General features: G+C 31.1%; 35 protein-coding genes. 3 read left to right on the top strand and 32 right to left on the bottom strand.

Annotation, left to right across the window (positions count from 1 at the left end):
- Window positions 1–12: 12 nt before the first annotated feature.
- The 21 genes from RMO70_RS10025 to RMO70_RS09925 form a co-directional block, all read right to left on the bottom strand.
- Entirely contained in the window at window positions 13–699 is a 687-nt protein-coding gene (locus RMO70_RS10025) for a type 1 glutamine amidotransferase domain-containing protein (RefSeq protein WP_310556303.1), read from the bottom strand.
- 4 nt (window positions 700–703) lie between these two features.
- On the bottom strand, window positions 704–1,213 hold the full coding sequence (locus tag RMO70_RS10020) for a pyridoxamine 5'-phosphate oxidase family protein (RefSeq protein WP_310556302.1): 510 nt from the start codon (window positions 1,211–1,213) through the stop codon (window positions 704–706).
- 191 nt (window positions 1,214–1,404) lie between these two features.
- Window positions 1,405–1,821, bottom strand: a complete 417-nt coding sequence (locus tag RMO70_RS10015; RefSeq protein ID WP_310556301.1) for an OsmC family peroxiredoxin — start codon at window positions 1,819–1,821, stop codon at window positions 1,405–1,407.
- Between the two features lie 69 nt (window positions 1,822–1,890).
- On the bottom strand, window positions 1,891–3,273 hold the full coding sequence (locus RMO70_RS10010) for an NAD-dependent succinate-semialdehyde dehydrogenase (protein WP_310556300.1): 1,383 nt from the start codon (window positions 3,271–3,273) through the stop codon (window positions 1,891–1,893).
- A gap of 24 nt (window positions 3,274–3,297) precedes the next feature.
- Complete coding sequence (locus tag RMO70_RS10005) at window positions 3,298–3,633, bottom strand: hypothetical protein (RefSeq protein ID WP_310556299.1); 336 nt, start codon at window positions 3,631–3,633, stop codon at window positions 3,298–3,300.
- A gap of 112 nt (window positions 3,634–3,745) precedes the next feature.
- On the bottom strand, window positions 3,746–3,967 hold the full coding sequence (locus RMO70_RS10000; RefSeq protein WP_310556298.1) for an SHOCT domain-containing protein: 222 nt from the start codon (window positions 3,965–3,967) through the stop codon (window positions 3,746–3,748).
- 33 nt (window positions 3,968–4,000) lie between these two features.
- Complete coding sequence (locus tag RMO70_RS09995) at window positions 4,001–4,474, bottom strand: DNA starvation/stationary phase protection protein (protein WP_310556297.1); 474 nt, start codon at window positions 4,472–4,474, stop codon at window positions 4,001–4,003.
- Window positions 4,475–4,479: 5 nt separating this feature from the next.
- Entirely contained in the window at window positions 4,480–4,734 is a 255-nt protein-coding gene (locus RMO70_RS09990; protein WP_310556296.1) for a DUF892 family protein, read from the bottom strand.
- A gap of 5 nt (window positions 4,735–4,739) precedes the next feature.
- Window positions 4,740–4,955: a BON domain-containing protein gene (locus tag RMO70_RS09985; protein ID WP_310556295.1), complete on the bottom strand. Its 216-nt coding sequence runs from the start codon at window positions 4,953–4,955 to the stop codon at window positions 4,740–4,742.
- 111 nt (window positions 4,956–5,066) lie between these two features.
- Window positions 5,067–5,258, bottom strand: coding sequence for a hypothetical protein (locus RMO70_RS09980; RefSeq protein ID WP_310556294.1), 192 nt, complete (start codon window positions 5,256–5,258; stop codon window positions 5,067–5,069).
- A gap of 20 nt (window positions 5,259–5,278) precedes the next feature.
- Window positions 5,279–5,770, bottom strand: a complete 492-nt coding sequence (locus tag RMO70_RS09975; RefSeq protein WP_310556293.1) for a response regulator — start codon at window positions 5,768–5,770, stop codon at window positions 5,279–5,281.
- A 12-nt stretch (window positions 5,771–5,782) separates the two neighbouring features.
- Window positions 5,783–5,932 (bottom strand): hypothetical protein, encoded by a 150-nt coding sequence (locus RMO70_RS09970; protein ID WP_310556292.1) that lies wholly within the window; start codon window positions 5,930–5,932, stop codon window positions 5,783–5,785.
- An 11-nt stretch (window positions 5,933–5,943) separates the two neighbouring features.
- Window positions 5,944–8,319 carry a glycosyltransferase gene (locus tag RMO70_RS09965; RefSeq protein ID WP_310556291.1) on the bottom strand — a complete coding sequence of 792 codons (2,376 nt, stop codon included), beginning with the start codon at window positions 8,317–8,319 and terminating at the stop codon, window positions 5,944–5,946.
- A gap of 1 nt (window position 8,320) precedes the next feature.
- Window positions 8,321–9,376 carry a pesticidal protein Cry7Aa gene (locus tag RMO70_RS09960; RefSeq protein WP_310556290.1) on the bottom strand — a complete coding sequence of 352 codons (1,056 nt, stop codon included), beginning with the start codon at window positions 9,374–9,376 and terminating at the stop codon, window positions 8,321–8,323.
- Entirely contained in the window at window positions 9,358–9,978 is a 621-nt protein-coding gene (locus RMO70_RS09955; protein WP_310556289.1) for a DUF305 domain-containing protein, read from the bottom strand. Before RMO70_RS09955 ends, RMO70_RS09960 begins: the two co-directional genes overlap by 19 nt.
- 191 nt (window positions 9,979–10,169) lie before the next feature.
- Window positions 10,170–10,868, bottom strand: a complete 699-nt coding sequence (locus RMO70_RS09950) for a hypothetical protein (protein ID WP_310556288.1) — start codon at window positions 10,866–10,868, stop codon at window positions 10,170–10,172.
- A 185-nt stretch (window positions 10,869–11,053) separates the two neighbouring features.
- A complete protein-coding gene (locus tag RMO70_RS09945) occupies window positions 11,054–12,508 on the bottom strand; it encodes an OmpA family protein (RefSeq protein ID WP_310556287.1) in 1,455 nt (484 codons plus the stop codon).
- 104 nt (window positions 12,509–12,612) lie between these two features.
- Window positions 12,613–13,293 (bottom strand): ABC transporter ATP-binding protein, encoded by a 681-nt coding sequence (locus RMO70_RS09940; RefSeq protein ID WP_310556286.1) that lies wholly within the window; start codon window positions 13,291–13,293, stop codon window positions 12,613–12,615.
- A gap of 1 nt (window position 13,294) precedes the next feature.
- Entirely contained in the window at window positions 13,295–14,551 is a 1,257-nt protein-coding gene (locus RMO70_RS09935; protein WP_310556285.1) for an FtsX-like permease family protein, read from the bottom strand.
- The gene (locus RMO70_RS09930) at window positions 14,548–15,630 is read right to left on the bottom strand and encodes an efflux RND transporter periplasmic adaptor subunit (RefSeq protein WP_310556284.1); all 1,083 of its coding nucleotides are present in this window, start codon (window positions 15,628–15,630) and stop codon (window positions 14,548–14,550) included. The genes RMO70_RS09935 and RMO70_RS09930 overlap by 4 nt, the downstream gene beginning before the upstream one ends.
- Before the next feature lie 14 nt (window positions 15,631–15,644).
- A complete protein-coding gene (locus RMO70_RS09925; protein WP_310556283.1) occupies window positions 15,645–16,244 on the bottom strand; it encodes a hypothetical protein in 600 nt (199 codons plus the stop codon).
- Between the two features lie 222 nt (window positions 16,245–16,466).
- On the opposite strand from RMO70_RS09925, the gene RMO70_RS09920 reads away from it, so the two are divergent.
- Genes RMO70_RS09920 through RMO70_RS09910 form a run of 3 tightly spaced genes read left to right on the top strand, consistent with a single transcriptional unit; the run spans window position 16,467 to window position 18,036 of the window.
- Window positions 16,467–16,643, top strand: coding sequence for a hypothetical protein (locus tag RMO70_RS09920; RefSeq protein ID WP_310556282.1), 177 nt, complete (start codon window positions 16,467–16,469; stop codon window positions 16,641–16,643).
- Window positions 16,644–16,678: 35 nt separating this feature from the next.
- Window positions 16,679–16,846 carry a FeoB-associated Cys-rich membrane protein gene (locus tag RMO70_RS09915; protein ID WP_310556281.1) on the top strand — a complete coding sequence of 56 codons (168 nt, stop codon included), beginning with the start codon at window positions 16,679–16,681 and terminating at the stop codon, window positions 16,844–16,846.
- Between the two features lie 20 nt (window positions 16,847–16,866).
- On the top strand, window positions 16,867–18,036 hold the full coding sequence (locus tag RMO70_RS09910) for a phosphatidylserine/phosphatidylglycerophosphate/cardiolipin synthase family protein (RefSeq protein WP_310556280.1): 1,170 nt from the start codon (window positions 16,867–16,869) through the stop codon (window positions 18,034–18,036).
- A 154-nt stretch (window positions 18,037–18,190) separates the two neighbouring features.
- Here the strand turns inward: RMO70_RS09910 and RMO70_RS09905 are convergent, their stop codons facing one another.
- The 11 genes from RMO70_RS09905 to RMO70_RS09855 form a co-directional block, all read right to left on the bottom strand.
- Entirely contained in the window at window positions 18,191–19,201 is a 1,011-nt protein-coding gene (locus RMO70_RS09905) for a metal-dependent hydrolase (protein WP_310556279.1), read from the bottom strand.
- Window positions 19,202–19,207: 6 nt separating this feature from the next.
- Entirely contained in the window at window positions 19,208–19,699 is a 492-nt protein-coding gene (locus tag RMO70_RS09900) for a VOC family protein (RefSeq protein ID WP_310556278.1), read from the bottom strand.
- A complete protein-coding gene (locus RMO70_RS09895) occupies window positions 19,696–20,148 on the bottom strand; it encodes a hypothetical protein (protein WP_310556277.1) in 453 nt (150 codons plus the stop codon). The genes RMO70_RS09900 and RMO70_RS09895 overlap by 4 nt, the downstream gene beginning before the upstream one ends.
- A gap of 12 nt (window positions 20,149–20,160) precedes the next feature.
- The gene (locus RMO70_RS09890) at window positions 20,161–20,463 is read right to left on the bottom strand and encodes a thioredoxin family protein (RefSeq protein ID WP_310556276.1); all 303 of its coding nucleotides are present in this window, start codon (window positions 20,461–20,463) and stop codon (window positions 20,161–20,163) included.
- Window positions 20,464–20,466: 3 nt separating this feature from the next.
- Entirely contained in the window at window positions 20,467–20,763 is a 297-nt protein-coding gene (locus RMO70_RS09885; protein WP_310556275.1) for a hypothetical protein, read from the bottom strand.
- Window positions 20,764–20,865: 102 nt separating this feature from the next.
- Entirely contained in the window at window positions 20,866–21,588 is a 723-nt protein-coding gene (locus RMO70_RS09880; RefSeq protein ID WP_310556274.1) for a nitroreductase family protein, read from the bottom strand.
- Complete coding sequence (locus RMO70_RS09875; protein WP_310556273.1) at window positions 21,585–22,244, bottom strand: DUF6064 family protein; 660 nt, start codon at window positions 22,242–22,244, stop codon at window positions 21,585–21,587. Before RMO70_RS09875 ends, RMO70_RS09880 begins: the two co-directional genes overlap by 4 nt.
- Window positions 22,245–22,253: 9 nt before the next feature.
- Window positions 22,254–22,832: an NAD(P)H-dependent oxidoreductase gene (locus tag RMO70_RS09870; protein ID WP_310556272.1), complete on the bottom strand. Its 579-nt coding sequence runs from the start codon at window positions 22,830–22,832 to the stop codon at window positions 22,254–22,256.
- 17 nt (window positions 22,833–22,849) lie between these two features.
- Entirely contained in the window at window positions 22,850–23,743 is an 894-nt protein-coding gene (locus RMO70_RS09865; RefSeq protein ID WP_310556271.1) for an alpha/beta hydrolase, read from the bottom strand.
- Between the two features lie 44 nt (window positions 23,744–23,787).
- Window positions 23,788–24,438 carry a DUF6629 family protein gene (locus RMO70_RS09860; RefSeq protein WP_310556270.1) on the bottom strand — a complete coding sequence of 217 codons (651 nt, stop codon included), beginning with the start codon at window positions 24,436–24,438 and terminating at the stop codon, window positions 23,788–23,790.
- 5 nt (window positions 24,439–24,443) lie between these two features.
- Entirely contained in the window at window positions 24,444–24,638 is a 195-nt protein-coding gene (locus RMO70_RS09855) for a DUF6496 domain-containing protein (protein WP_310556269.1), read from the bottom strand.
- Window positions 24,639–24,720 lie beyond the last annotated feature (82 nt).

Raw genomic sequence — 24,720 nt, 5'->3', positions numbered from 1 at the left:
ATTTAAATTTCTCTATTTTTTATGATTTAGAAGAGTTAGCAATTCTTTAGCCACATCGCCTGATGATGCAGGATTTTGACCAGTGATTAACAATCCGTCTTTTACCACATAACTTGCCCAATCTTCTTTTTTAGAATAAATACCGCCTTTGTTTTTTAATTCGTCTTCCAATAAAAAAGGAACAATTTTATCCAATTGTACAGCTTGCTCCTCTGTATTAGAAAAACCAGTTACTTTTTTGCCTTTAACTAAATATTCGCCATCCTCGTCTTTAACATTCAACAAAACCGATGGAGAATGACAAACTGTTGCCACTGGTTTTTTTGCATCCCAAAAATCTTCTATTAATTTTATCGAATTCTTATCCGTTGCCAAATCCCATAGAGGTCCGTGACCACCAGGATAAAAAATAGCATCAAAATTTGTGGCGGAAATATCTTGTAATTTGGTCGTATTTGCCATCAATTCTAACAATTTTTTGTCTTTTTTATACCGAATTGTTGACTCGGTTTGGTTTTCTGGAGTATCGCTTTTTGGGTCAATTGGTGGTTGTCCGCCTTCAGGAGAAGCCAATGTAATTTTTACACCCGATTCTTGAAATAAGTAATATGGTGTGGCAAATTCTTCTATCCAAAAACCAGTTTTACCCTCTGTATTTCCTAATTTGCTGTGCGATGTTAATACGATTACTATTTTCATTTTTCTATGTTTTAATTTTTCCTTCTACTGCATCGACAAAATCCTTTCCTGTTACAACTGATGCAATCATTTTGATAAAGTTGACCATTTTCCCTCCTTCATTGTCCCAATAATGCGCATCAATTGAGCTTACTTTAATTAGTGAAATATTAGTGTCTTCAACGCCATCTTTGAACCAAATTTTCAAAAAAGGACTCCATAATTTTTCCATTTTTATTTTGTCTATTACAATTTCTGCTTTACCATTTAATACTAAATAAATATTTTTACTAGGATCTGAAAAAAATAATTGAACCTTTTTATCAAGTTCAACATTTCTATTTCTATCTGTATCCAAGCCGCTAAAAAACCATATATTTCCTTCTTCATCTACTTCTTGCGCTGTCATAACAGTAGTTGTAGAGCCATTTTTGTTGGTTATATCAGTACAAAAGAAACAGGTTGTAATGGTTTCTACCAATTGCTTCAATTTGGCAATTCCTTCTGTTTTGTCTAAATTTTTTGTAGTATTCATTTTAATTAATTTTTAATTTTTATAAAACAAAATTCTGGATAACCATTTTACATTTGTTAATTAACGATTGTTTAACTCGCGTACCATTTCGTTGGTCACAGGTGGAAAGTTGGAAAACCCATTGTGTTTTAGATGTCGTTGCGCCAACTTGACAAATTAACAGAAAATGGTCAAACAGAATTTATTTATTTTTAAATTTCAAAGTGCGCTTCTGATGTTATTGGAATATTCAAAACTTTAGAAATCAAGCAATTTTTTTCGGCATCTTTTGTAATAGTTGCAAATTCTTCGGCATTTATTCCTGGAATTGAGCCTGTAATATTCAAATGAATTCCTCCTATACTTAATCCTTCCATTGTTAAAGTGGCTTGGGTGTCCAGTTTATTAGCAGTTATTCCTTTTACATTAAGCATTGACGCAACTGCCATTGTAAAGCAACCAGCATGCGCTGCAGCCAATAATTCTTCTGGATTTGTTCCTTTTTCTGCTTCTTCAAAACGAGTTTTGAAACTGTAGTTTGTACTTTCAAGAACACCACTTTGAGTGGATAATGTTCCTTTCCCTTCTTTGAGATTTCCTTCCCAGTGGGCTTTTGCTGTTCGTATCATAATTGTTTATTTAAGTTTTAAAGTCAAAAAAATCAAGACTTTACGATATTTGAATTTAGGACTTTATTGTTACATTGGATCTGATAATTCACTAATGCGAATTAATTTTCTATTTACAAATTCTTGAATTCCAAGTTCAGATAATTCTCTACCATAACCCGAATTTTTGGTGCCTCCAAATGGTAAATCGGCTTCTGTCCAAGTGGGATGATTTATGAATATCATACCCGTATCGATATGATTTGCAATATTTCTGGCTCTTTCTATATTGCTTGAAAAAATAGAACAACCCAAACCATAAGGAGAATCGTTTGCTAATTTTATGGCTTCTTGTTCATCTTTAACAACAAAAAAAGAAGCGACAGGACCAAATAATTCTTGATAATAAACAGGGTTTTCAGGTTTGATGTCAGTTAGAATTGTGGGTTCCATAAAAGCACCTTCCCTATTGCTTCGGGTGCCACCCAAAAGTAATTTTGCACCAGCGTCAACAGCACTTTTTACTTGTTGTGCAATATGAACTGCTGCTGCTTCGCTAGAAAGTGGACCGAGTTCTGTTTTTGGATCCATTGGGTCGCCAATGACCAAATTTTTCATTTTTTCGGTGAATTTTTTTAGAAATTCGTCTGCAACTTCTTCTAAAACTATAAATCGTTTTGAAGCCACACAACATTCACCATTGTTATTTATTCTCCCAATAATTCCCCATTTTACCGCTTGGTCGATATCGGCATCTTCGAGGACAATAAAAGCATCGCTTCCGCCTAGTTCTAGCACCGATTTTTTGATGTGTTTTCCAGCTTGTTCTGCAATACTAGAACCAGCTTCCTCACTCCCTGTTAGCGAAACTCCTTTTATTCTAGTGTCCGAAACCATAGCCGAAACACGCTTGCCAGAGATTTGTAAGTTAATATAAACACCAGTTGGTGCACCAGCATCTGCAAATAATTGTTCGATTGCAATAGCACATTGTGGAACCAATGATGCAAGTTTGACTAAAACAGTGTTGCCTATCATTAAGTTTGGAGCAGCAAAACGCGCGACTTGATAAAACGGAAAATTCCATGGCTCAACGCCAAGAATTGTTCCTATGGGACTGTGTTTATAATAGGCTTTTCCAAATTCGGGATTTAAGTATTTATCTGCTAGAAATGTTGCTCCGTGCTTGGCATAATATTCAAATATATTAGCACTTAACTCAATTTCTCCTTCAGCTTGGGCAATGAGTTTTCCCATTTCGAGCGTGATTGTTTTAGAAAGTTCCGATTTTCTTTCACGTAACAATCTTGCAACATTGTTTAGTAATTCGGCTCGTTGTTCGTATGTGGTATTTTTCCATTTTTCGAATGCTTTTGCTGATTGCTCTACAAGATTATTTAATGTAACTTCAGACATTTCCTCAAAAGTTTTTACCACTTTATTTGTAAATGGATTTACGGTTTGTATTGGCATTGCTTTATTTTTTAAGTGGATTTTTTATCCTTTATCTTCTTCTAAATCATTATTATTGTCTCCACCAATGCTGTAACCATTGTTTTCTTCGTCCTCACTTTCAATAGCTTCTTGATCGTCATCTAGTTCTGATCCTGGAATATCGAGATCGTTTCCTGAATGGTCTTGGTCGAAATTTTTTTCGTTCCAAGTGGCATTTTTATCTATTTTGATGATTTCTTTTTTCTTAGCAATATTTTCTGGATCGATGTCAAATTCTTTATTAAATTTGTTATAAATATCTTCGTTTTCTGGATATTTAGGATAACCGTCTTTTTTTTCTAATTGCTCGTTTGGTGCTTTTGGAAATTTTTCTTTCATAATATTGAAAATTTTATTTTAAATCATTAAGTGATTAAGGACCATTAAGTTGTCTTTATAACAGATACCTAACAGGTTTTGAAAACCTGTTAGGATAAAAATAGGTTTCTATTTATTTTCTAAATTCCTCTTCCAAGATTTTTTTCTTATCAGAGTATTCAGATTCCGTGATTTGACCGTTTGCATATCGTTTTTTTAAAATATCAAAAGCCGTATCTTTTTTTCTTCTTTGACCTGGAATATCATACGGAATAGCAAAAATCCAAAATAATAGAACTACCCAAATTCCCCACCAAATAATATTCATTCCCCAGTAATAATTTTCGTAATACATAATTTTATTTTTTAGTTATTAGTTTTAAAATTGTCACCCTAAATATCTTCTTAGTATCCAAGCAATTGTTTCGTGCTGTTGTAAGATTCCAGTGAGTAAATCGGCACTTCCTACATCGTGACATTCATCTGCGCAAACGTCAATATCTTTCCGCAATTCTGAAATTATCATTTCGTGATCAGACAAAAGTTCAGATATCATTGCTCTTTGAATTGGATATTTGTTTGGATGTTCCACAATTCTGGATAGCAATGTAAACTCGTTCATTGTGCCAATGGTTTTGCCACCGAGTTTGTTGATTCTTTCGGCAACTTCGTCTATAATAATTTCTAATTCCGAGTATTGTGCTTCAAAAAGTTTGTGCAGTTCCATAAAACTTTCGCCTGCCACATTCCAATGGAATTTTCTGGTTTTGATGTACAAAGTCATTTCGTCTGATAAAACGACAGAAAATAAGTCGATGCTTCTTTTCAAATGTATTTCTGACATTCCTATTTTTGGTATCATATTTTTTAGTTTTTTATTGGTTCATTTAAAGAGGAGAAAAGTGTTTCTAAACGCAGTAAATGTTCTTGAGTAAACTTTAAATGTTTTATCAAACCATTGGCTATTTTTGGTGTTTTTGCATTTAATATCATTACTGGTAAAGATAGATTCAGCTTTTTTTCTGAATTATAAATCGACAGTAATTCCTCTATAAAAAAACTGCAATCATTATCAGATTTATCTCTATTGATGTTTTCAATAATGTGGTTTTTTATTATCATAAGTTTTAATTTTCATTTTCGATAGATAATTCATTATTTACAGAAATTACTCCAAAAGTATTCCAAGCAATTTCCTCTATTTTATCTTTTTCGTCATATGTCTTTACAACTCCTTTCAATGTAACATTGTTTCCAAAAACATTTATTTGAATTTTATGAGGTGCTAAATTAGCGTCTAAATTATTTTCTACTTTTTCTTTTAGAATTTGATTTGTTTCCATCTTTACATCTTAAATTTGTATAAGTATATTTTCCAGGATGTAAAGTTATTACTGCATCAAAATCAATGTGTTATAAAACTTTTACAATATTTTGTAATATTCATAGATTTTTTAATACATGTGTTGCATTCCTAGAAATAGAAAAATTCCTATGATAATAAATAAGAAAACTAAGTAGATAAAAAATTGACTTATGCCGTATCTTAATTCTAGATATTTTGCTGGATATGCCATTTTTTCAAAAAATGTTGGCTGTACTTTTTTTTCTGAATTTGTATCTTTGATTTGCTGGTTTGCTTTCATTTTTCTAAGCCTAATTTAGATTATTTTAATAAATTCATTCCAATTAAAACTACAATTCCAATTATGATGAAGTAGGCAATAAAAATGGCAAGTATTTTGTTGATTCCAAATTGTTCTACTAATATTTTTACTGGATAGTTTAGTATTTTATAAACGGTTAAAAAAAGTTCTCTTTTAGATTGCTCCCCTTTTATGATAACACTTTTTGCTCCATTTCTAAAGGCATCAATTGCAATCCCAATATCATCATCAGAGGAAAGAATAATAATTTCAGTTTTTGGATTTATTTTTTTAATTTCTAGTACTAATACATCGGCTTTTTCTCCTTTCAAATCGTAGTCCAGTATTGCGATTGCAGTATCGGCGTCAACTTTTTTTAATAAATTTTCTCCATTTATAAAAGTTGAAATCGTAAGTGAATTTGAGAATCTTTTTTCTAAAAAATTCACAATTCTATTTGATGATAAAGGGTTGTCTTCTAGTAGAAACAAATTTTGATTTAGTGTTTGCATTTTTATTACTTTTTAAAGTGAATCATTATCGCCAAATTCATTCAACTTTTTTTTAATGGTTTGTTTCGAGTTGTCCGATTTTGTTTTAGAATTTGCAGCTTCAGTTTTTTTCTTAGCATCGCTTTTTTTAGGTGGGATTGTGTGTTGTTTTTTAATTGCCATAATTATTTTTTTTATAAAGTTGCTATTTGATTTAAAAATTTTGAATTTGAATAATTTTTCGTAATAATTTTACTTTTATCTTTAAAATATTTTTCTATGGTTAATCTTGCCATTAAGTAGCTTACAGTTGATTCTGCTCCTTGATTCAGGTTGATGTAAGTGTCTTCTAAACCGTCATAACAGCCCCCAGTACAAGGATTATAAACTATTTGTTGCAAATGGTTTTTACCTAAAAACCAATCGAAAGCTATTTCTATTTTTTCTAGATAATTGTCCTCTTGAAAAGCATCGTAAAATTTACTTAATGCTATTATTGAATAAGCTACATCTATTGGTTGTTCTCCACCTATTTTTTCAGTTTGTATATCAGTATTATTATGTAACCAACCTTTGTTTGAAATCACATTTATTTCGTTTTTACTAAAAATTTTTGAAAGTAAAAAATCAAAAGAGGTTTTGGCAATTCCTTTATAAACTAAATTATCGGTTGCTAAATAAGCACACAACATAGCTTCGGGCAAAATACTATTTCCGTAGGTTAAGTAGCTTTCAAACCAATGCCAATTGTCATTAGTTTCGTGCCTGTACATTTGAACCAATCTATCTGCTAAGTGTTTTAAAATTATGACATTTTCAACCGAATTGTTTTTGGTATTGCTATAATAAATTCCTTTTATGATAAATGCCATAGCTCTAGGTGAATGAATTTTATGCACATTTGATAAAGCCAATTGCATTGTTTTTTTTGCTTTTGCTTCCAATTCATTGGGTAATATATCACTTATAGAAATTAGATATCCTAATGCCCAAATTGCTCTACCATTGGAATCGGCAAGGTTTTCAGAATTCTGTTTTGTGAATTTTTTATTTTCGTCGACATAATTCAAAAAGTAACCTTCGGGTTGCAAACAATATTTGATAAAATTGAAGTATTTGGTTATGTAAACTAAATCATTTTCATCTTTTTCTATTTCAAAATGCTGACACATAGCAACTAATGCGCGCGCATTGTCGTCGAGTGTATAACCAGTATTAATGTCTGGTTGATTAATAATTGAGAATTGAATCATAGCAAAATCTGTGGTTAAGTTTTTAAAATGATTGAGATTTATCGCTGGAATTTTATAATGCAATTCTATTTTTTTATCACTGATTTCTTCAAATAATAAAGCATGAGCAATTGCTGAGTTTTCCCAAGCGGTTGGTGCTAGTTTGTGAATTCCGTTTGATGAAATTTCTCTGCGAAGTTGTTCATTATCTAACAAATGATTGACTTGATCTGCTAATTGTTTTGGGTTTTCAAAATCGATAATGATACCTGTTCCATTTTGTAAAACCTCAACAGCGTGCGGAATAGGTGTTGAAATAATGGGGCAACCGCAACTTATAGCATACGAAAAAGTTCCAGAAACAGCTTGATTTCTGTCTTTGGATGTAAACAAGTAAATATCTGTTAACTGTAAATATTCTAGTAATTGATCTAAAGGCAAATATTGATTGACAAATTTGACATATTGGTTTAGTTGTAGAGCGTTTATTTTGGCTTCCAAATTTTCTCGGTATTTTTCACCATCATTTTTCACCACATTTGGATGTGTTTTTCCAATGACCAAGAACAGAACTTCTGGATGCTGTTTTACTATTGTTCGCAATGCATTTATGGAAGTTTCAATACATTTTCCCGAACTTAATAACCCAAAAGTGGATATTATTTTTCGTCCAGTAAAATTGTATTTTTCTTTTAAAACATCTTTGTTAGTGTGCTCAACTAAATGTGTTCCGTGTGGAATTATGGAAATTTTTTCATTTGCAATAGCGTAATCATTAACCAATAATTTAGCTGAAGATTTGGTCATTACTATAAATGATTCAACGATTTCGTTAATTTTTTGAACATTTTCTTTCAAAAAATTATCTGGATTTGGCAAAACAGTATGAAAAGCAACAATAATAGGTTTTTGTAATGATTTTAGAAATGCAACAAAATCCGATTCGTTTGATCTGAATAAGCCAAATTCGTGTTGGATTAAAACCATCGAAATGTTATTATTTTCGTTGATGTTTTCGGCTAATTCTATATAAGAATTCTGATTATCGGTTTCGAGAACAAAATCAACTTTTTCATTATAAATGTAATTGTCATTTTGATTTTCTAAAGCACATATTTTGATATCGAACGATTTACGAAATTTGTTATTCAAAGCAAAAATTAAATCTTGGGAATACGTTGCAATACCACATTCGCGTGGCGGATATGATGTGATACATAAAATTTCAGGCAAAATATTTTGATTTTCGATGAAAATAGATTTGGAAATTCCCGCTCTTTCAAGAATTTTTCTAGTTGAAAAAATATGATTATTCTTTGTTGCTGTTTTAGTTTGCATTTTATTTTAGATTAAGCATTAATTCTGATAGTAATTCGGTCATACTGACTGATGTGCAAGCAATATGCTCATCGGCAGCACCATAATAAATATAGAGTTTATCATTACTTACAATAGCACCTGTTGGAAAACAAACATTGTTTACCATTCCGTGTAATTCCCATTCGTGTTCAGGTTTAAATAATGGATAAGGCAATCTTGCAAGGATAATATCGGGCTTTTCCAAATCTAATAATGCAGCACAAGCACAATAAACAAACCCTTTTATTGTGTCGTAAACACCGTGATAAATCAGTAACCATCCTTCTTTGGTTTCAATTGGCGGACAGCCGCCACCGATGTAACTTATTTCGTGTTTTAATTTTGGATAAATCACTACATAATCTTTAAATCTCAATAAATAATTTTGCCAAAATTCTGGAGTTAATTCGCTTAATTTATGTACACAAACTATCTGAATATCTGGTTTTATTCGATGCAAAAAATGCAGTTTCCCATTAATGCGACGAGGAAAAAAAACTACATTTTTATCCCAAATCATTACTTTTTTTCCATTTTTTTCTTTAATACCTTCGTGTTCATTGTAACGAAAATATTTCTCGTTGAGCTTGCTCTTGGTTCCTGCCAAACGTTTAAATTCGTCAAACATCATTTGTGGCACTATAATTCCGTGTTTGGTCCAAGTAATTAAATCTGGCGATGTTGCCAGTGCTCCAAGTGCATTTACACCATCAAAAGCACAATAGGAAAGATAAAATAACTCATCAATTCTGACGATTCTTGGATCTTCAACACCGTGTTCTTCATATTCAAATTGTGGAAAAATAATCGGTACATCCATTCTTTCAACAACCTCTAATGGTGTTTTAAATTTAGCATAACCAATACTCGAATAATTGCCTTTTCCGACAGCGCGATAAAACATATGAATATAATCTCCATAGTGAATAACGGCTGGATTCAAAACACCTTCTACTTCGAAACCTGGTCCCGATTTACTCAGAACGATTCCTTCTTTTTTGACTTCTAACATAATTCCTAGTTTTTGGATTGCCAATTTTTGAATTCTTCAATTTCAAAGGATTGATCTTCAATAATATTTTTTGATAGTTCTAATAAAACATCTTGTTTGCCAAAATTTAATTGTTGTTTTGCCATAGAAACTGCACTTTGGTGATGTGGAATCATCATTGCTACGTAATCTTCATCCATATTTTCAAACATCTTTATTTTACTCATATTGTCTATCATTGATTTCATTTCGGCAGCAATTTTATAACTATTTGAGATTTGATTATTGGGTACAGGAATTTTATAATTTTGTAAAAACTGTTGCATTTGTCTAATTTCAATTTCTTGTGCTACAATAATTCCATTTGCCATTTTTTTGATGGTTTCATCACTTCCCTTTTCGATTTCTATGCGGCTCATATCATTTGCCATTTGATGGTGCATAATCATTAGATTTGCAAAATCAAAATCAAAGTCACCATTCATTGTCGTATTATTCATAATTGTGGTAGTTTTATTCATTGACTCCATCAGTTCATTTTCTATTGGCATTGAATGGTTCATTTGCAATTCGTCTTCAGCATCAGAATTTTTACAAGAATTTGGAGCAACCAAACTAAAAAGGATTAATGCTATTAAAATTTTCATCTTGATTTTGTTTAAAAATTTATTTTTATAAAGGTTGTGAAATATTGTTAATTGGTTGTTATATAACTATTTGTGAAAGTTGTAATATTCCTAGATTAAATTCTAAAGTGTAATAGTTAAATCGGATAATCTATAAATAAAAAATGACAGCCATTACTAGACTGTCATTTCCCATAAAGAAGATATTATATTTATTCTTTTGCTTCTTGGTTTTCTCTACTTTTTGCTCCTATTCTGTTTACTTTAAACATTGGTGCTAATTTCAATTTAATAGAAGCGATTTTTCCATTATCCTCAGAGGTTAAGCCTTCTTTTTCTACTGTGTTTTTTCTAGAATCTAAAGCTTCATACATTAATTTAGTTTCATCATAATCTTCTCTAGTAAAGTTTGCTTTATTGTCTTTATAAGATTGATAAAAGTTATCATAAACTGAAAGAATATTGTCTTTATTTACCCAAGCAAAACTCATATCGTTACCAATTTTACCAGCTCCAAACAATCTGTCTCGTAACAATTGTGAAGGACTAGCTTTTACTGGTTTCACAACATCATATGACGTTGTTTCTGCTACTGGTTTAGCTAATACAATAACTTTATACTCATCGTATTTAGCATTTGAAGCATCTATTTTTGCCTGAGATGCTGGCTTAACATCTTCGTCAAGACCCGCTAAAGCATCATTTGCATTTGTTTTTTTAATTTCAAAATCTTCAGCAATTCTATCCCAATTTGCCTGTCTTTCTTCAGCAGAAACAGTTTTTAAAGAATCCACATAAGTTTCTAATTCGCTAATTCGTTGGTCAGCCAATTCTCTTTCCTTGTTTTTACAAGAACCCATTCCTATTAGAATCATTAAGAACAATCCAAATTTTAATACATTTTTTTTCATAATAATTAAAGTTTACTAATATTCAATTAATTTTAAATATCTATTGTAAAACTAATCCGATAGCCGGTTTAAAATGTTACATAATTTTATTATTTAATTACATAATTACGATTAAGATGCAAAAAATGGCTGTCAAAATTGACAGCCATTTTTACCAATAAACAAAACTAACCTTAAACTTTATTTTAATAATTTGTTTTTAATTCAACTCTACGGTTTTTAGCTTTCCCTAATGATGTATTATTAGTTGCAACCGGTTTGGTTTCTCCAAATCCAATAGAAATTAATCGAGCATCTGAAATACCTTTTCCTATAAGATATTGCCTAACTGATTCTGACCTTTTTTGAGATAAAGTCATATTAAAATCATCTGCACCCACACTGTCAGTATGTCCCTCTATTGTTAAACTTGCACCATCATATTTGTATAGAATTTTTGACAATTCATCTAATTGAGATAATGAAGCAACTTTTAATTTATCCGAGTTATTCTCGAAGAAAATTTTGCTTCCTATGTACGTTATTCTAACAATATCTGCTTTTGTAATTTCTGGGCAACCTTTGTTTGCTGATGTTCCTTTTGCGTTAGGACAACGGTCATCGATATCGGCAATTCCGTCAGCATCAGCATCAGGACAGCCTTTTAGTGCTATAACTCCTGCTATATCTGGACAACGATCCATATCGTCCATCACACCATCGTTATCACTATCCATTGGACATCCTTTGTCATCTACTTTTGTCCCTTGTTTAGTGTTCGCACATTTATCATCTAAATCAGCAATACCATCTTTATCGGCATCTGGACAACCATTTAACTCAGTTGTACCAGGTTGATCAGGACAACGATCTTTTGAATCCTCAACGCCATCATTGTCTTTATCTGGGCAACCGTTTAACGATTTCGAACCAGCAATGTCTGGACAAGTATCCAGATAATCAGCAACGTCATCACCATCTCTATCAAGCGGACAACCCTTTTTATCAACAGCAATTCCACTTGGTGTGTCTGGACAATAGTCTTTTCTCTCTGTAACTCCGTCTTTATCTGTATCGATTGAATTTCCGAGATTAAAAGTTAATCCAACAGTATGCATAAGATAATCATCATCTGCTCCAGCAACAACTCCATCTCTACTATCATTATTAGTAAACATAAATGTTTCTTGAAGATTAAGAGAAATAACTGGTGATAATCTAAAGTTGATTCCACCACCAGCTGTTGGAAGTGCTGAATCAATTTTTTCTTTATGAAAGTTCAGTTGTCTATCAAATAAAATAGCACCAATACCACCAAAAACATAAGGACGAGCTATATATTCTTGACCTATAAGGTTTAATCTCAAGTTTAGAGCAACCGAACTAAAATCACTTTTATAACCTGTAACACCACTGTCATAACCCAAAGTTCCTCTAGAATACATTGCATTTATATCTAGATATTTCCATAAATATCTAGAAACTGAAATTCCCCCAAAACCGTACATAGCTTTGTCTGTTTTATACCAATCTCTACCTAAATCGCCGTGATATTGGGTTATTCCGCCGTGTAGTCCAATATTCCATTTTTTGTCTTGTGTTTGTGCCCTTGATGCAAATGTAAATCCTATACATATACATAAAAATAATACTTTTTTCATTTTATTACTATTTGATAATTATTAAGTACAAAGTTGAGACATACATCAAGGTTTTATGTTATAGAACTATTATTAAAAGTTGTAATATTCACATAAATGGCATTTTACATCTTGATGATTTCACCATCTTCCATTTCAATAATGCGATGAGTTCGGCTAGCAAAATCGTTATCGTGTGTCACAATCAACAACGATTGTTTGTATACCTCTGCGAGTTCTTTGAAAACGTCGAATACAATTTCGGAGTTTTTTTTGTCTAAATTTCCTGTAGGTTCGTCGCCCATAATAATTAATGGATCGTTGATTAAAGCACGAGCAATAGCAACGCGCTGTTTTTCGCCACCCGATAATTGGTTTGGACTGCTGAGTGCTTTGTCTTGAATGCCTAGTACTTTTAGTTTTTCGTAGGCTTTGGCTTCGATTTCGGTACTGGATAATTTTGCGAGTTTTAAACCTGGTAACATTACGTTTTGCAAAACCGAAAATTCGTTTAATAAATAATGAAACTGAAATACAAATCCAATTTTTTCGTTACGAACTATTGCTAAATCGGAGTCGGGTTTGTCTTTCATAGAAACAGAATCTATAATCAAATCGCCATCAAAAGCAGTATCCATTGTTGATAAAATATAAAGTAATGTTGATTTCCCGCAACCTGATTTTCCGATTATCGATGCAAATTCGCCTTTATTTATTGAGAAATTAATATCCGTTAGAACCTTCACATCCATTGTTTCGTGAAATGTTTTTGAGATATTTATGGCTTCTAGAATTTTGGTTTCCATTTTATTTTCCTCTAATAATTTCAACAGGATCTACCTTACTGGCTTTCATTGCAGGAAATAAACCCGCAATTGTCGTTGTGAAAAGTGCAAAAACCATACTGATTACGTAATAAATAATATCATAACTAATAGGATATGTTTTTACAGTTGGTAACGAAGCAGTTTCAAAAGGAATAATACTAATGATTGATGAAAAAATAAACCCAAACAACAATCCAAACAATCCGCCAGCAACACCTATAATTATAGACAGTGATATAAATACCCATTTTACATCATTGCCCGAAAAACCTGTTGCTTTTAGAATGGCAATAGTGTCCATTTTTTCATAAATCATCATATTTAAGATATTATAAATTCCAAAACCAGCAACGAGAAGTAGCACCAAACCAACTGCATAGGAAATGATGGTTCGAACGGTACTGCCAGTTTCAAATTGTGCATTAGCGGTTTGATAATCAATGGTATCTGTTTTGTATTTGTCTGAAAATTCTTTAGCAACTGCAGGAGCCGATTGCATATCGAACAATTTCAACTGAATATCGGTAATGTAATTTACAGGTTTATCTAATAATTTCTGTGCAGTTTCGAGTGAGGTGTAACTGAATGTATTATCGATTTCGGCAATGCCAATTTGCGAAGTTCCTACAATTTTTAGCATTGACAAATTACCTCCTGAAGTAGTAATATTAATATTATCGCCTTTAGTTAAAAGCATTTTTTCAGCCAAACCTTTGCCAATAATAATACTGTTATTCAACAATAAATCAGAGACATTCCCGTCAATAATATTTTCTGAAATTTTGAATAATTTTTCCTCGTGTTCCATTTCGATTCCGTTGATAACTCCTGCGATTTCTATGGTTCCAGAATTAAAAAAAACTGGGGTATTTATTTTGGCAGCCACATCTATAATTCGTTTATCGAGTTTTAAATCTTGAATTATTATTTTGCTATTATAAATCGATTTCCCTCTGTCTTTTGGTTTTATAGAATTGATAAAATTGGCATTGTTTTTATACTTTTTAGATAACAAAACAGGTTGATTTTGAGATGGCTTCACTTCATTATACAATCGAACGTGTGGTGTTTTATTAAGCATTAATCCATCGAGCAAATCGTTCAAACCATTCATAAAACTAACCAAAGCAATAAACATAGCAATGCTAAAAGTTACACCAACCGCTGCAACAATAGTTTGTTTTAGCCGTGCTCTAAGCAAATGAATGGCAATATTTAAGATTAATTTGTAGTTCATTCTTTGAGTTTATAAATCATTTCATCTGCTTTTAAACCTTCCAGAATTTCCACTTTTTGATAATCAAACAAACCAATTTTTACTTTGCGTTTTTCTTTTTTATTTACTTGTACAGAATCGCCTTTTAATAAATAGTTTTTCGGAATTGTAATGGCATTTTTTTTGGTTTGAATGATAATATTGGCTTCGGCAGAAAGATTTGGATATAATTTTTGTGGCGGATTTGTAAAATGCGCTTCGATTTTAAAAGTTCTTGAACGCTCATTCATTATTGGATAAATTTTATCAACTTTGGCTTCAAAAACTTGGTTTTTATAGCTATCTAATGTGATCAAAACGGATTGATTGACTTTGATTCGTGCCATATCGTTTTCATCGACTTCGAGTTCTAATAAGAAAGCGTTTTTTTGACCGATAATTGCCAACGGAATTTGTGGCGAAATTAAAGTGCCTTCTTTTACCAAAACATCAAAAAGTTGACCCGAAAAAGCACTTTTAATTTGATAATCATTCTGTGTTTTTTGACCAATTTGCAGTAAAATATTATTTTTATTTTGGTCAAAATTCAACTGCGATTTTAGTTGCGACAATTGTTTTTGCGAAGTTTTTAAATTCAATTGAGACGATTTGTATGCTAATTCCACTTTTTCAAAATCTACTTCTGATATAATATTGTATTGTTTGATGCGGTTATTTCTATCATAAAATGATTTGTCAACCAACAATTTATCGCTAGCCAATTGCACTTTGATTTCCATTTCCGAGATTTTATCTTGAATATAATGGTTGGCATTTTGACTTAATTGATAGGTTAATCTGGCGTTTTGTGTATTCAGTTCGGCTTTGTCGTCTTCTAATTCAAACAGCAATTGATCATTTGAAATGGTTTGCCCAGCAACAACATCAATTTTTTTGAGAATACCACTTACGGTCGAAAAAACGGTGTATTGATTTTCAGATTTAATTATTCCCGATGCATATACACTTTCCGTTACATCGCCAATTGTTGGTTTGGTTTGGTCGAGTTTGTCTTTGCAGGAACTGAAAAATAATAGTGTTATAAAAAGTGTTTTTTGCATAAGATTTGTAATTATTAATTAACAAATCCTTCTTTAAGCATTTGTTTGTAAACGACTTTGGCTATTTCGCTAGTCATAGTTTTTAACCCATCAGGATTTGTTGTTTCGGTTAATGCGGTCCAAATAATTTTGTCTTCTTTGATAGAATATACATTGGTTTCGACCGTGAAAGTTTTGGTTGTTGTATAATAACCTGATGTTGTATTGTAATTCCATCGGTTGAAATAATAACCACTAAAATCTCGGTAATACATTGGATAAAAATTAGCGTCGCTAGGGGTATAAATTTTCTCTTTATCAACATCAATAAGTCGCATAGTTACTGCCCCATCAAAGCCATCTTTTTTGATTTTTGTACGAATAGCTTCTTCATTTTCTTTATTGAAATTAGATTTGAAATAATTGTAGGATTGCTCTCCTTTTCCGTTCAAATAACCAACCATTTGATCTTCGGCTTTATGCTGGCTGGTTTGGTTATCGAGCAAGGCTACAACCAAAACTTTGTTGAGATTGTTTATTTTGATTTCTTTATTGGGTTCACTCCAACTACTGACAATTTTTGTTGAAGAACAAGAAATCACAAGTAGTATTAATGGTAAAAACAACTTTTTCATAATACGCTTTTTGATAGTTAAAAAACTGATTTTAAACTCTCAAAGTTTGTAATTTTGTATAGATAATGACTTATAAAATTTTATCAAAAAGTTGTAAAATTGCTACATATCTTCTTTTTTATGTTGGCTTTTTTATATGAATTTTATAACAATTTGAATTAGTTGTGTAACAATTATAAAGATGAAATAATGAAACTTTGGCATAACATTAAATCATAAATAATGAAAAATAATAATAAAATAGAACCAATGGAAATAGATGGTATGCTGTACCAAAAAACCAATGAAGATTTTAATAACGAAAAACCAAACCCATTTGATCCAACTCAAATAAAAGTTAATCCATTGCCAGAAGAAAAGGAAATAAAACCTTTTAAGAAAACGAATAAAAAAAAGTAGTTTAAAATACTTGTTAACTTCTAAATCTTAAAAATATGAATTATACTGCAATAGTAATCGTATGCATTTTAGCACTTGTATTGGTGGTTTTTACAATTATTAGGAATCAAAAAGATAAAAAAGACCTTGAGAAAACATTGAATAATGATTACCAAGAGTCAAATGATCAAAAAGGAGATTTTGATGAAGAAGATGATTTATAAATGTGAATTAATATGACTAAATGAAAAAGTTAGTAGATAGAACATTTACCGAAAATAAAATACAACTCATTCAAAGTGGTAAATCCTATTTTGATTTATTCCTAAAACTTATATCAGATTCCACTGAAAGTATTCATATTCAAACCTATATTTTTAATGATGATGAAACAGGGAAATCAATTGTAAATGCACTAAAAGTTGCCGCTGCTAAAAATGTAAAAATTTATTTAATGGTTGATGGTTATGCTTCTGAAAATTTATCGGAAATTTTCATCAAAAACTTAAAAAACGAAAACATTGAGTTTCGATTTTTTAACCCTTTGTTTAAAAATAATAATTTTTATTTCGGACGAAGATTGCATCACAAAATGATTGTAGTAGATGCAAAATATGCTGTAGTAGGCGGAATGAATATCGCTGATAGATACAACGATTGTCCGAATATTAAGGCTTGGCTAGATTTTGCCATATTTCTTGAAGGTCCAATTGCAAAAGAACTTTGCATTTTATGTTGGAAAACTTGGAACGGATTTAAAGTGAATAAAACCCTTGAATATTGCAAAGAAAATAACACTTTATTTGAATTTAAAGAAAACGAAATTGCTTTATGTCGGATAAGACGAAACGATTGGGTAAGAACCAAGAATGAAATATCGACTTCTTATATAGAAATGTTTAAAAATGCAACCCACCAAATTACCATTATTTGCAGTTATTTTATCCCTGGAGGTATTGCAAGAAAATCAATAAAAAATGCAATTAAAAAAGGAGTAAAAGTTAGATTAATATTGGCAAGCCAATCTGATGTGAAAATTGCTAAATCGGCAGAACGATGGATGTACGATTGGCTTCTGCGAAAAAACGTCGAAATATACGAATACCAACCTACTGTTTTACACGCAAAAATGTGTGTTGTCGATGAGAAACTTGTTATCATTGGCTCTTACAATATTAATGACATCAGTGCTTATGCTAGCATTGAATTGAATATTGATATCAAAAATGCAAACTTTGCTAAAGAAGTCAGTAAAACTTTAAATGTGATTATCAAAGAAGATTGCATTCAGATAACCAACGAAGTACATCACAAAACAAATACTATTTTCAATCAGTTATACCATTGGGTTAGCTATAAAATTTTCAGAATAAGTTTTTTCTTGTGCACTTTTTATTTTAAACAACGAGAATGAATTTATGTTCAATCAGGAATTTTGAGAGTTTTGGAATTTGGTTAAAAAAGTTTACCACGAATTTACACGAAAAATGATACCTTTTAATTACCAAAATCCAATTTGAATCTTTATAATTTGTGTTAATTCTTGTTATTAGTGGTAAAACCTTAATTTAATTACCTTTCATTCTTTCAAATAAGGAAGCAAATGTTTTTTCATTCCAACCCACAAATCGTCCACGTTGCACAACAAGTGTATTGTCGTATTCTTTATGCAAAAAATAATGAAACACAAATTTCCCTTTAGGGTTTTCCCAGCCTTTTATTTGTCCAAATCTTAAATCGTTAAAAACAAGGGTATCGTTCCATTTTTCGATGGTATAAAAATTTTGCGAAAAGCGTTTCAGTTTATATAAATCTTCTTTATCTTCTATTGTTTCTAGCAAATTATTATTACGAGCAAAATAAGTGAAATCTATCGTTTTTTTAGTGTCAAAAATTGATTTATGACCAACATAGAATCCGATTTCATTGCCTGCAACTACATACCATAAACTATTCTGAAATGGTGCTGGTGTTGTTAAATATTGCGTGTAATTTATATTCTGTTGTAGCAATGATTTCTTGACATCTGCATCAATTTTTATTTTTATTCCAATGCAAATCAATAAATAAATGGCTGTAAAACCAAGACCAAATTTCCAAATTCTTTTTCGGTAAATCGTATTTTTTCTAAAATAAATAAATGCCAAACACGCCAATCCTGTCCAAATAGAAAACAATGGATCAGCGACATAAATCATATTAAAAGAAAATCGTTTATGGCTAAATGGTTCTAACCAACCCACACCATAATTATTAAAAGCATCTAAAAAAATATGGATAAAAATAACGCTACCAAAAAATAACATCCAATGTTTTAAACTAATATTGTGCGGTCTGTGCCAATATTCTGCAAGCAAAGCAAATAAGGGTGTAATGATGATACAAAACAAAAAAGAATGTGTAAAACCACGATGCGCCAACAAGTTAGACGAAGTATCCATCCAAAAAGAAGCCACAAAATCGATATCAGGAATGCTTTGTGCCAATGCGCCCCACAACATTGCTTTTTTGCCAAGAGTTTTTCCTGCAAATGCCTCGCCCATACAGGCTCCAAGTGCTACGTGTGTGAGTGAATCCATTTGTTTTTATGTAATTTCTTTTAACAAATCTTCTAAATCTAATGCTGCTGAATACATTACAATCGTTCCGTCTTCGTTGTAAAGCCAGTCTTCTTTTGGTCTGTCCCAATACAATTCGACACCATTATTATCTGGATCATTCAAATATAATGCTTGCGAAACACCATGATCTGCTGCGCCAGTAAATGGATAATCGGCTTCGAGAATTCTACTATAAATGGTGGCTAAATCTTTTCGGGTTGGATATAAAATAGCGGTGTGAAATAATCCAACTCCTTTTTCGTGTGCCAACGGAAAATTTTTACTGTACCAAGTATTCAATCCAATGTGATGATGGTAACCACCAGCAGAAATAAATGCTGCTTCGGTTCCGTGCATTGTGGTTATTTCAAAACCTAATAAATCGCAGTAAAATTCGAGTGAACGTTGCAAATTTGAAACTTTCAAATGCACATGACCAATTCGGGTTTGGGTTGGAATTGTGTAGTTTGTTGTCATTTTCTATAAAATTTTTTCGTTTGTGGTAATAAAGCAACGATAATCATCGGTATAGCATACAACATATAAAATGTTTGTAGCCAACCAACTCCTTGAATAAAAATGGTTTCGACTTGTATCCAAATTATTAATGCAAATGCAATGTAAATACTAAAAGACCAGGCCCAAAACATATCTGAAAATAAATTGAATCGTTCTGCAAATGTGGAAATTGTTTTTTTGATTAATGCAAAGACAATAAAAAGAGGAAAAATTCCGAGCACAATAAACAAAATAATACCCGGAATTAAAAAATTATCGAATGGCGAATTTTTCAAAATTGACAATGGCAATCCGCCCAGCAATTCGCCGGTTGGTGAAATAATTAATGCGCCGCCGCCGCCAATAGCACTTAATCCGAGAAATACTAATAATGACAAATGAATCTTTCTTGCTGTGTTTTGTAACATAATTTTAAACTTTTAATTCGAATATTGCATAACTATTTGTTCTAAATTTTTTGCAGAAATAACACCCGATTGTCGCCATTTTATTTCCTCTTTTTTAAAAAGTATAAGCGTTGGAACGCCTTTAATTTTATAGATATTTGCTAATTCTTGATTTTTGTCTACGTCTATTTTTATGATTTTAACTTGGTCGCCTATGTTTGCTTTAAGTTCTTTTAAAATGGGTCGCATTGTTTTGTAAGGTCCACACCATGTGGCATAAAAATCGACCAAAGTTGGTGTTTCGCTATTGATGATTTCTAAGAATTTTGTTTTCATTTTTTACTTGTTTAAAATTCTATAAATAAATCCAATTATTATTGCTAAGAAAAGACTGGTGTAAATTTGTTTGTTATATTTTGCTAACCAATTGGGCAAATAAATATCAAAATTTTCTTTGGTTGAATTAGAATATTTTCGAGCCATAATAGTTAGTGGACACATCATTTTGAAAAATAAAAGTACTATGAATTCAAGAACAATTAGTCCAATTCCTATCCAAATAAAGTTGTCAATTTTATTTGTAAATACTTCATAAGCCATGTAAAACAATACTAAATTAAAAAATATCCAAATCATGGTGTGGATTGTTTTTATTAGAATTAATTTAAATTGGTTATTCATTTTTTAATTTCTCATTACTCACTTTCAATAATTTTATAATTGTAAATAGCAATTTTTCTAAATCTCTCGATATACTTCATCAAAAGGAATTCTCATTCTTTCGCCCCAAACGCCATTTTCTTGTCGAATGCCACAAGAAACCACCATATTTATTTCTGCACCATACGGCAATTTTAGAATACTTTTCACTTTTCTACTATCAAAACCTTCCATTGGGCAAGTGTCATACTTTTCATTTGCCATTGAAAGCATAAATGTTTGAGCCGCCAAGGCACAGGTTTTGTGGACGACAACTCTCATATCATTTTCAGATACTTGGTACACAATTGGTCTAAAAAGCCCAACGATATTGACTATTATTTTTCTGATAATTCCGAAAATCCCAAAGAAACGGAAGTACAAAAAAGGCATTATTCGATTATAATACATTTTCCAACTTTTTAATCTTTTTTCTTGTTTTGCTATTGGACTATTTTTTAACACATTTTGAGTTTCTAATTCCATCATTACTTTTGCTCGTTTACGGTATAAATCCTGCCTTGTTACAAAAACTACCATTTGCTGTGCAGTTGTTGCTGATTGTTGATTTAAACAAGCAATTGCTAATTTTTTTAGCATTTCGGGATTTGTGATATGGTAAAATTGCCAAAGTTGCATGTTGGAACTATTGGGTGCCAAAGTGGCTAGTTCAATACAATGTTTTACTTTATCATTATCAATTGGTTGATTTTTGTAATGTCGCACCGAACGTCTGTAATTTATTATTTCTACTAATGTCATTTTTGTTTAAATTTAGTTTTTAAAAGTATTTTACTATTATAAATCAATAAAAAAACCGAAATCAAACCTGCCACAATCAAACCATAATCTTCTAAAATTCCAAATTGAAAAACAGCAGTAAATCCGATAAGTGACCACAAAATTGGAAATATTAAAATCCAGATTGTACGTTTTTTTAGGTTTAATACTAAAAGCCCTAAAGTAAAAATTGTAGTTGGGCACGGCAATCCAAATGCGGGTGAAAATGGATAAATATGACCAAATAAATACCCTAAAATTGGAAAAATAATCATTGCAAAAATCATCAAAATCATTCCTGTAATTCCATAAATATCTTTTTTAAAATGAAAGGTTAATTTATCTTGATTATTACCAAATACTAAAAATAAAATACTTTGAATAATAAATAATCCGCCAAATACATTTGCAAATTTATTTATCGCTGAAAAGAAAGTTATATGATAAACGATTCCCATCCAAAACCAAAATAATGCTAGTAAAAAACTAATAATGCTGTCCGATTTTGGATTGGGTTTTATTGTAAAATAAATCATTAGAAATCCCAGAAAAACAATTAAAAATTGCATCGGAAAAACTGCTTGATTGTAGTTTTTGAATACTTCAAGAAATTGTTCTGATGTGAATGGTGGATTCATTTTGGTAAATTATTTTTGATTTTCTCCTAATTCCATAACTTCATTAAGCCACTTTTTTCTTTTGGTTTCATCTGATGATTTAATAGGCGAAAAGACACTTATTTTTACAGGTTTTATGCCGCAAAATTCCAAAACCCCAATTTTCATTGCATTGTGTCCAGCACTTCTATTAATAATACAATAATACCAACTTGGCGTATCCATTGTTACCAATAATCTGGCAGTTTTGCCTTTTAATAATTTATCCCAAAAAGGCGAATTTTCTCGATAATGAAACGCAAATCCTGGCACAAAAACCCTATCAATAAAACCTTTAAGCAATGCTGGAAAAGTAGACCACCAATTTGGATAAACAAAAACCAAATGATTTGCCCACAAAATATCTTGTTGCATTTGAACCAAATCAGGTTCTAATTCCATTATTTTTCGATAACCATTTCTTAAAATTGGATCAAATTTCAGATCAATTAAATGCAGTAATTTTACATTGGCACCTGATTTGTAAGCACCCATTTTATAACTTTCTGCAAGTGCAAAACAGAAACTTTCTTTGTCAGGATGTGCGTTTATTATTAGAATGTTTTTCATAATATGAATTTAAAAAATTACGAATTTAAAAATTCAAGTAAATCACTATTCAATTTATCTTTATCAGTATAAAACAATCCGTGTGGCGCATCATCATAAATTATAAATTTATTATCAGCAATTAATTTTGCTGTTTTTTCAGAAGAAATTTCAATGGGTACAATTTTGTCTGCATTTCCGTGAATAATTAATGTAGGCACTTTTATTGATAAAACTTCTTGTCGGAAATCTGCAATTGAAAAAGATTTGGCACATTCGGTAGTTGCGTGTGGCGAAGCAAAAGAAGCCAGCATTCTATAATATTCTAATAATGATGTGCTTAAATTATTATTAATAAAACCTACGCCAAAAAAATTATTCCCAAAATCGTTCAAAAAGTCAATTCTGTCTTCTTTTATTGCAAGTTGTGTAGCTTCGTTTTTTTCTTTCGTACGACCATCTGGATTGTCATCACTTTTTGTCAAATAAGGAATTATCGACGAAATAAGAATAACTTTTTTAATATTTGCGCCAGCGTGTCGACTAAAATAGCGAACAACCTCGCCGCCACCCATAGAAAAGCCTACCAAAGTTACATTTTTTAACTCCAATTGGTCAATTATTGCTTTTAAATCATCTGTTAAAGTGTCGTAATCATAACCATTCCAAGGTTGCGAAGACTTTCCGAAACCACGACGGTCATAGGTTATAACTCGATAATTATTGGCAACAAGATTTTCCATTTGATATTCCCACATTTCGTTAGAAAGGGGCCAACCGTGTATTAAGATTACAGGATTACCAGTTCGATATTCTTTGACATTTAATTTTACGTTTGGTGCTGTTTCAATAAATTTATCTGTATTTTGTTCTTTTGCTGAAAAACCGAAATTATTTATTGATTCGGTTTTATTTACTAGTGTATTTTCCATTTTTTTATGTTTGTTAATTAAATTCTGGATTATTTGTGTTGAATTTATTGTGCTTTAGTATCTGAAATTTGTTTCGTGAAAAAATAAACCATTATACTAATCACTGATGAAAAAAAGCACCAAACCGACAGTATATAATTTTCGTAAAAGAATTGTGTAATTATATAGGATATAAGAATTGTAATTCCTAAAATCCACATTCGTTTGATATGCGAAAAAAAAGGTGGTGCAATGGTTGCCAATGCATATAAAAATATCCAAAAATTAGTCATTAAATTAGAATAACCAAGAATATAATTTATGTGATGCCCTTCGATTACTGCTTTCACAGGATAGTTTGCCAAACAATAGGTTAAATAAATGCTTACAGCAATTCCAGTTGCAACTAAAAATTTTTGAAATTTTTTTCTAGTACTGCTTTTTTCAATTAATAAAATTGCAATCGGAACCCATAATGGCCAAAGAATATGCGCAAAAAATAAATAAAAATAAGTTGCAATTTTCTGTAAAATAAAATAATCTTGTTTCGGAATGGTTAACCACAAAATTCCTTCTGCAAATTGTTGCACACCAAACATAAATGGAATACTTGCAAAAAGTAGTTGCGATTTATGATTTGCCTTTTTAATTGATGCAATACCAATTACAGTAAGTACGACACCTGCAGTGAAACTTGCGGTTGCTGAAAAACACATATATTTTATTTTTTAGATTTTTTATCTAATCCTTCGGCTTCGCTCAATGCTATGGCAATGGCTTGTTTTGGATTGGTCACGATTATGTCAGACTTTCCAGAATGCAAATCGCCTTCTTTGAATTCGTGCATTACATCGGCAACTTTTTTTTGATGTGGAGATAGTTTTTTCTTTGCGGTTGTATTTTTATCGGTTTTCATAATTTTATTTTATTAAAAACAAAAACGGTATTAGAAAATCATCTAATACCGTTTTCATAAATTGTTAAAGAGCATAATCATA

Source organism: Flavobacterium sp. (assembly GCF_031422135.1).
In the GTDB taxonomy this organism is placed as follows: domain Bacteria; phylum Bacteroidota; class Bacteroidia; order Flavobacteriales; family Flavobacteriaceae; genus Flavobacterium.
Note: the sequence above shows the minus strand (reverse complement) of the source record. Positions and strands in the feature narration are given on the sequence as shown.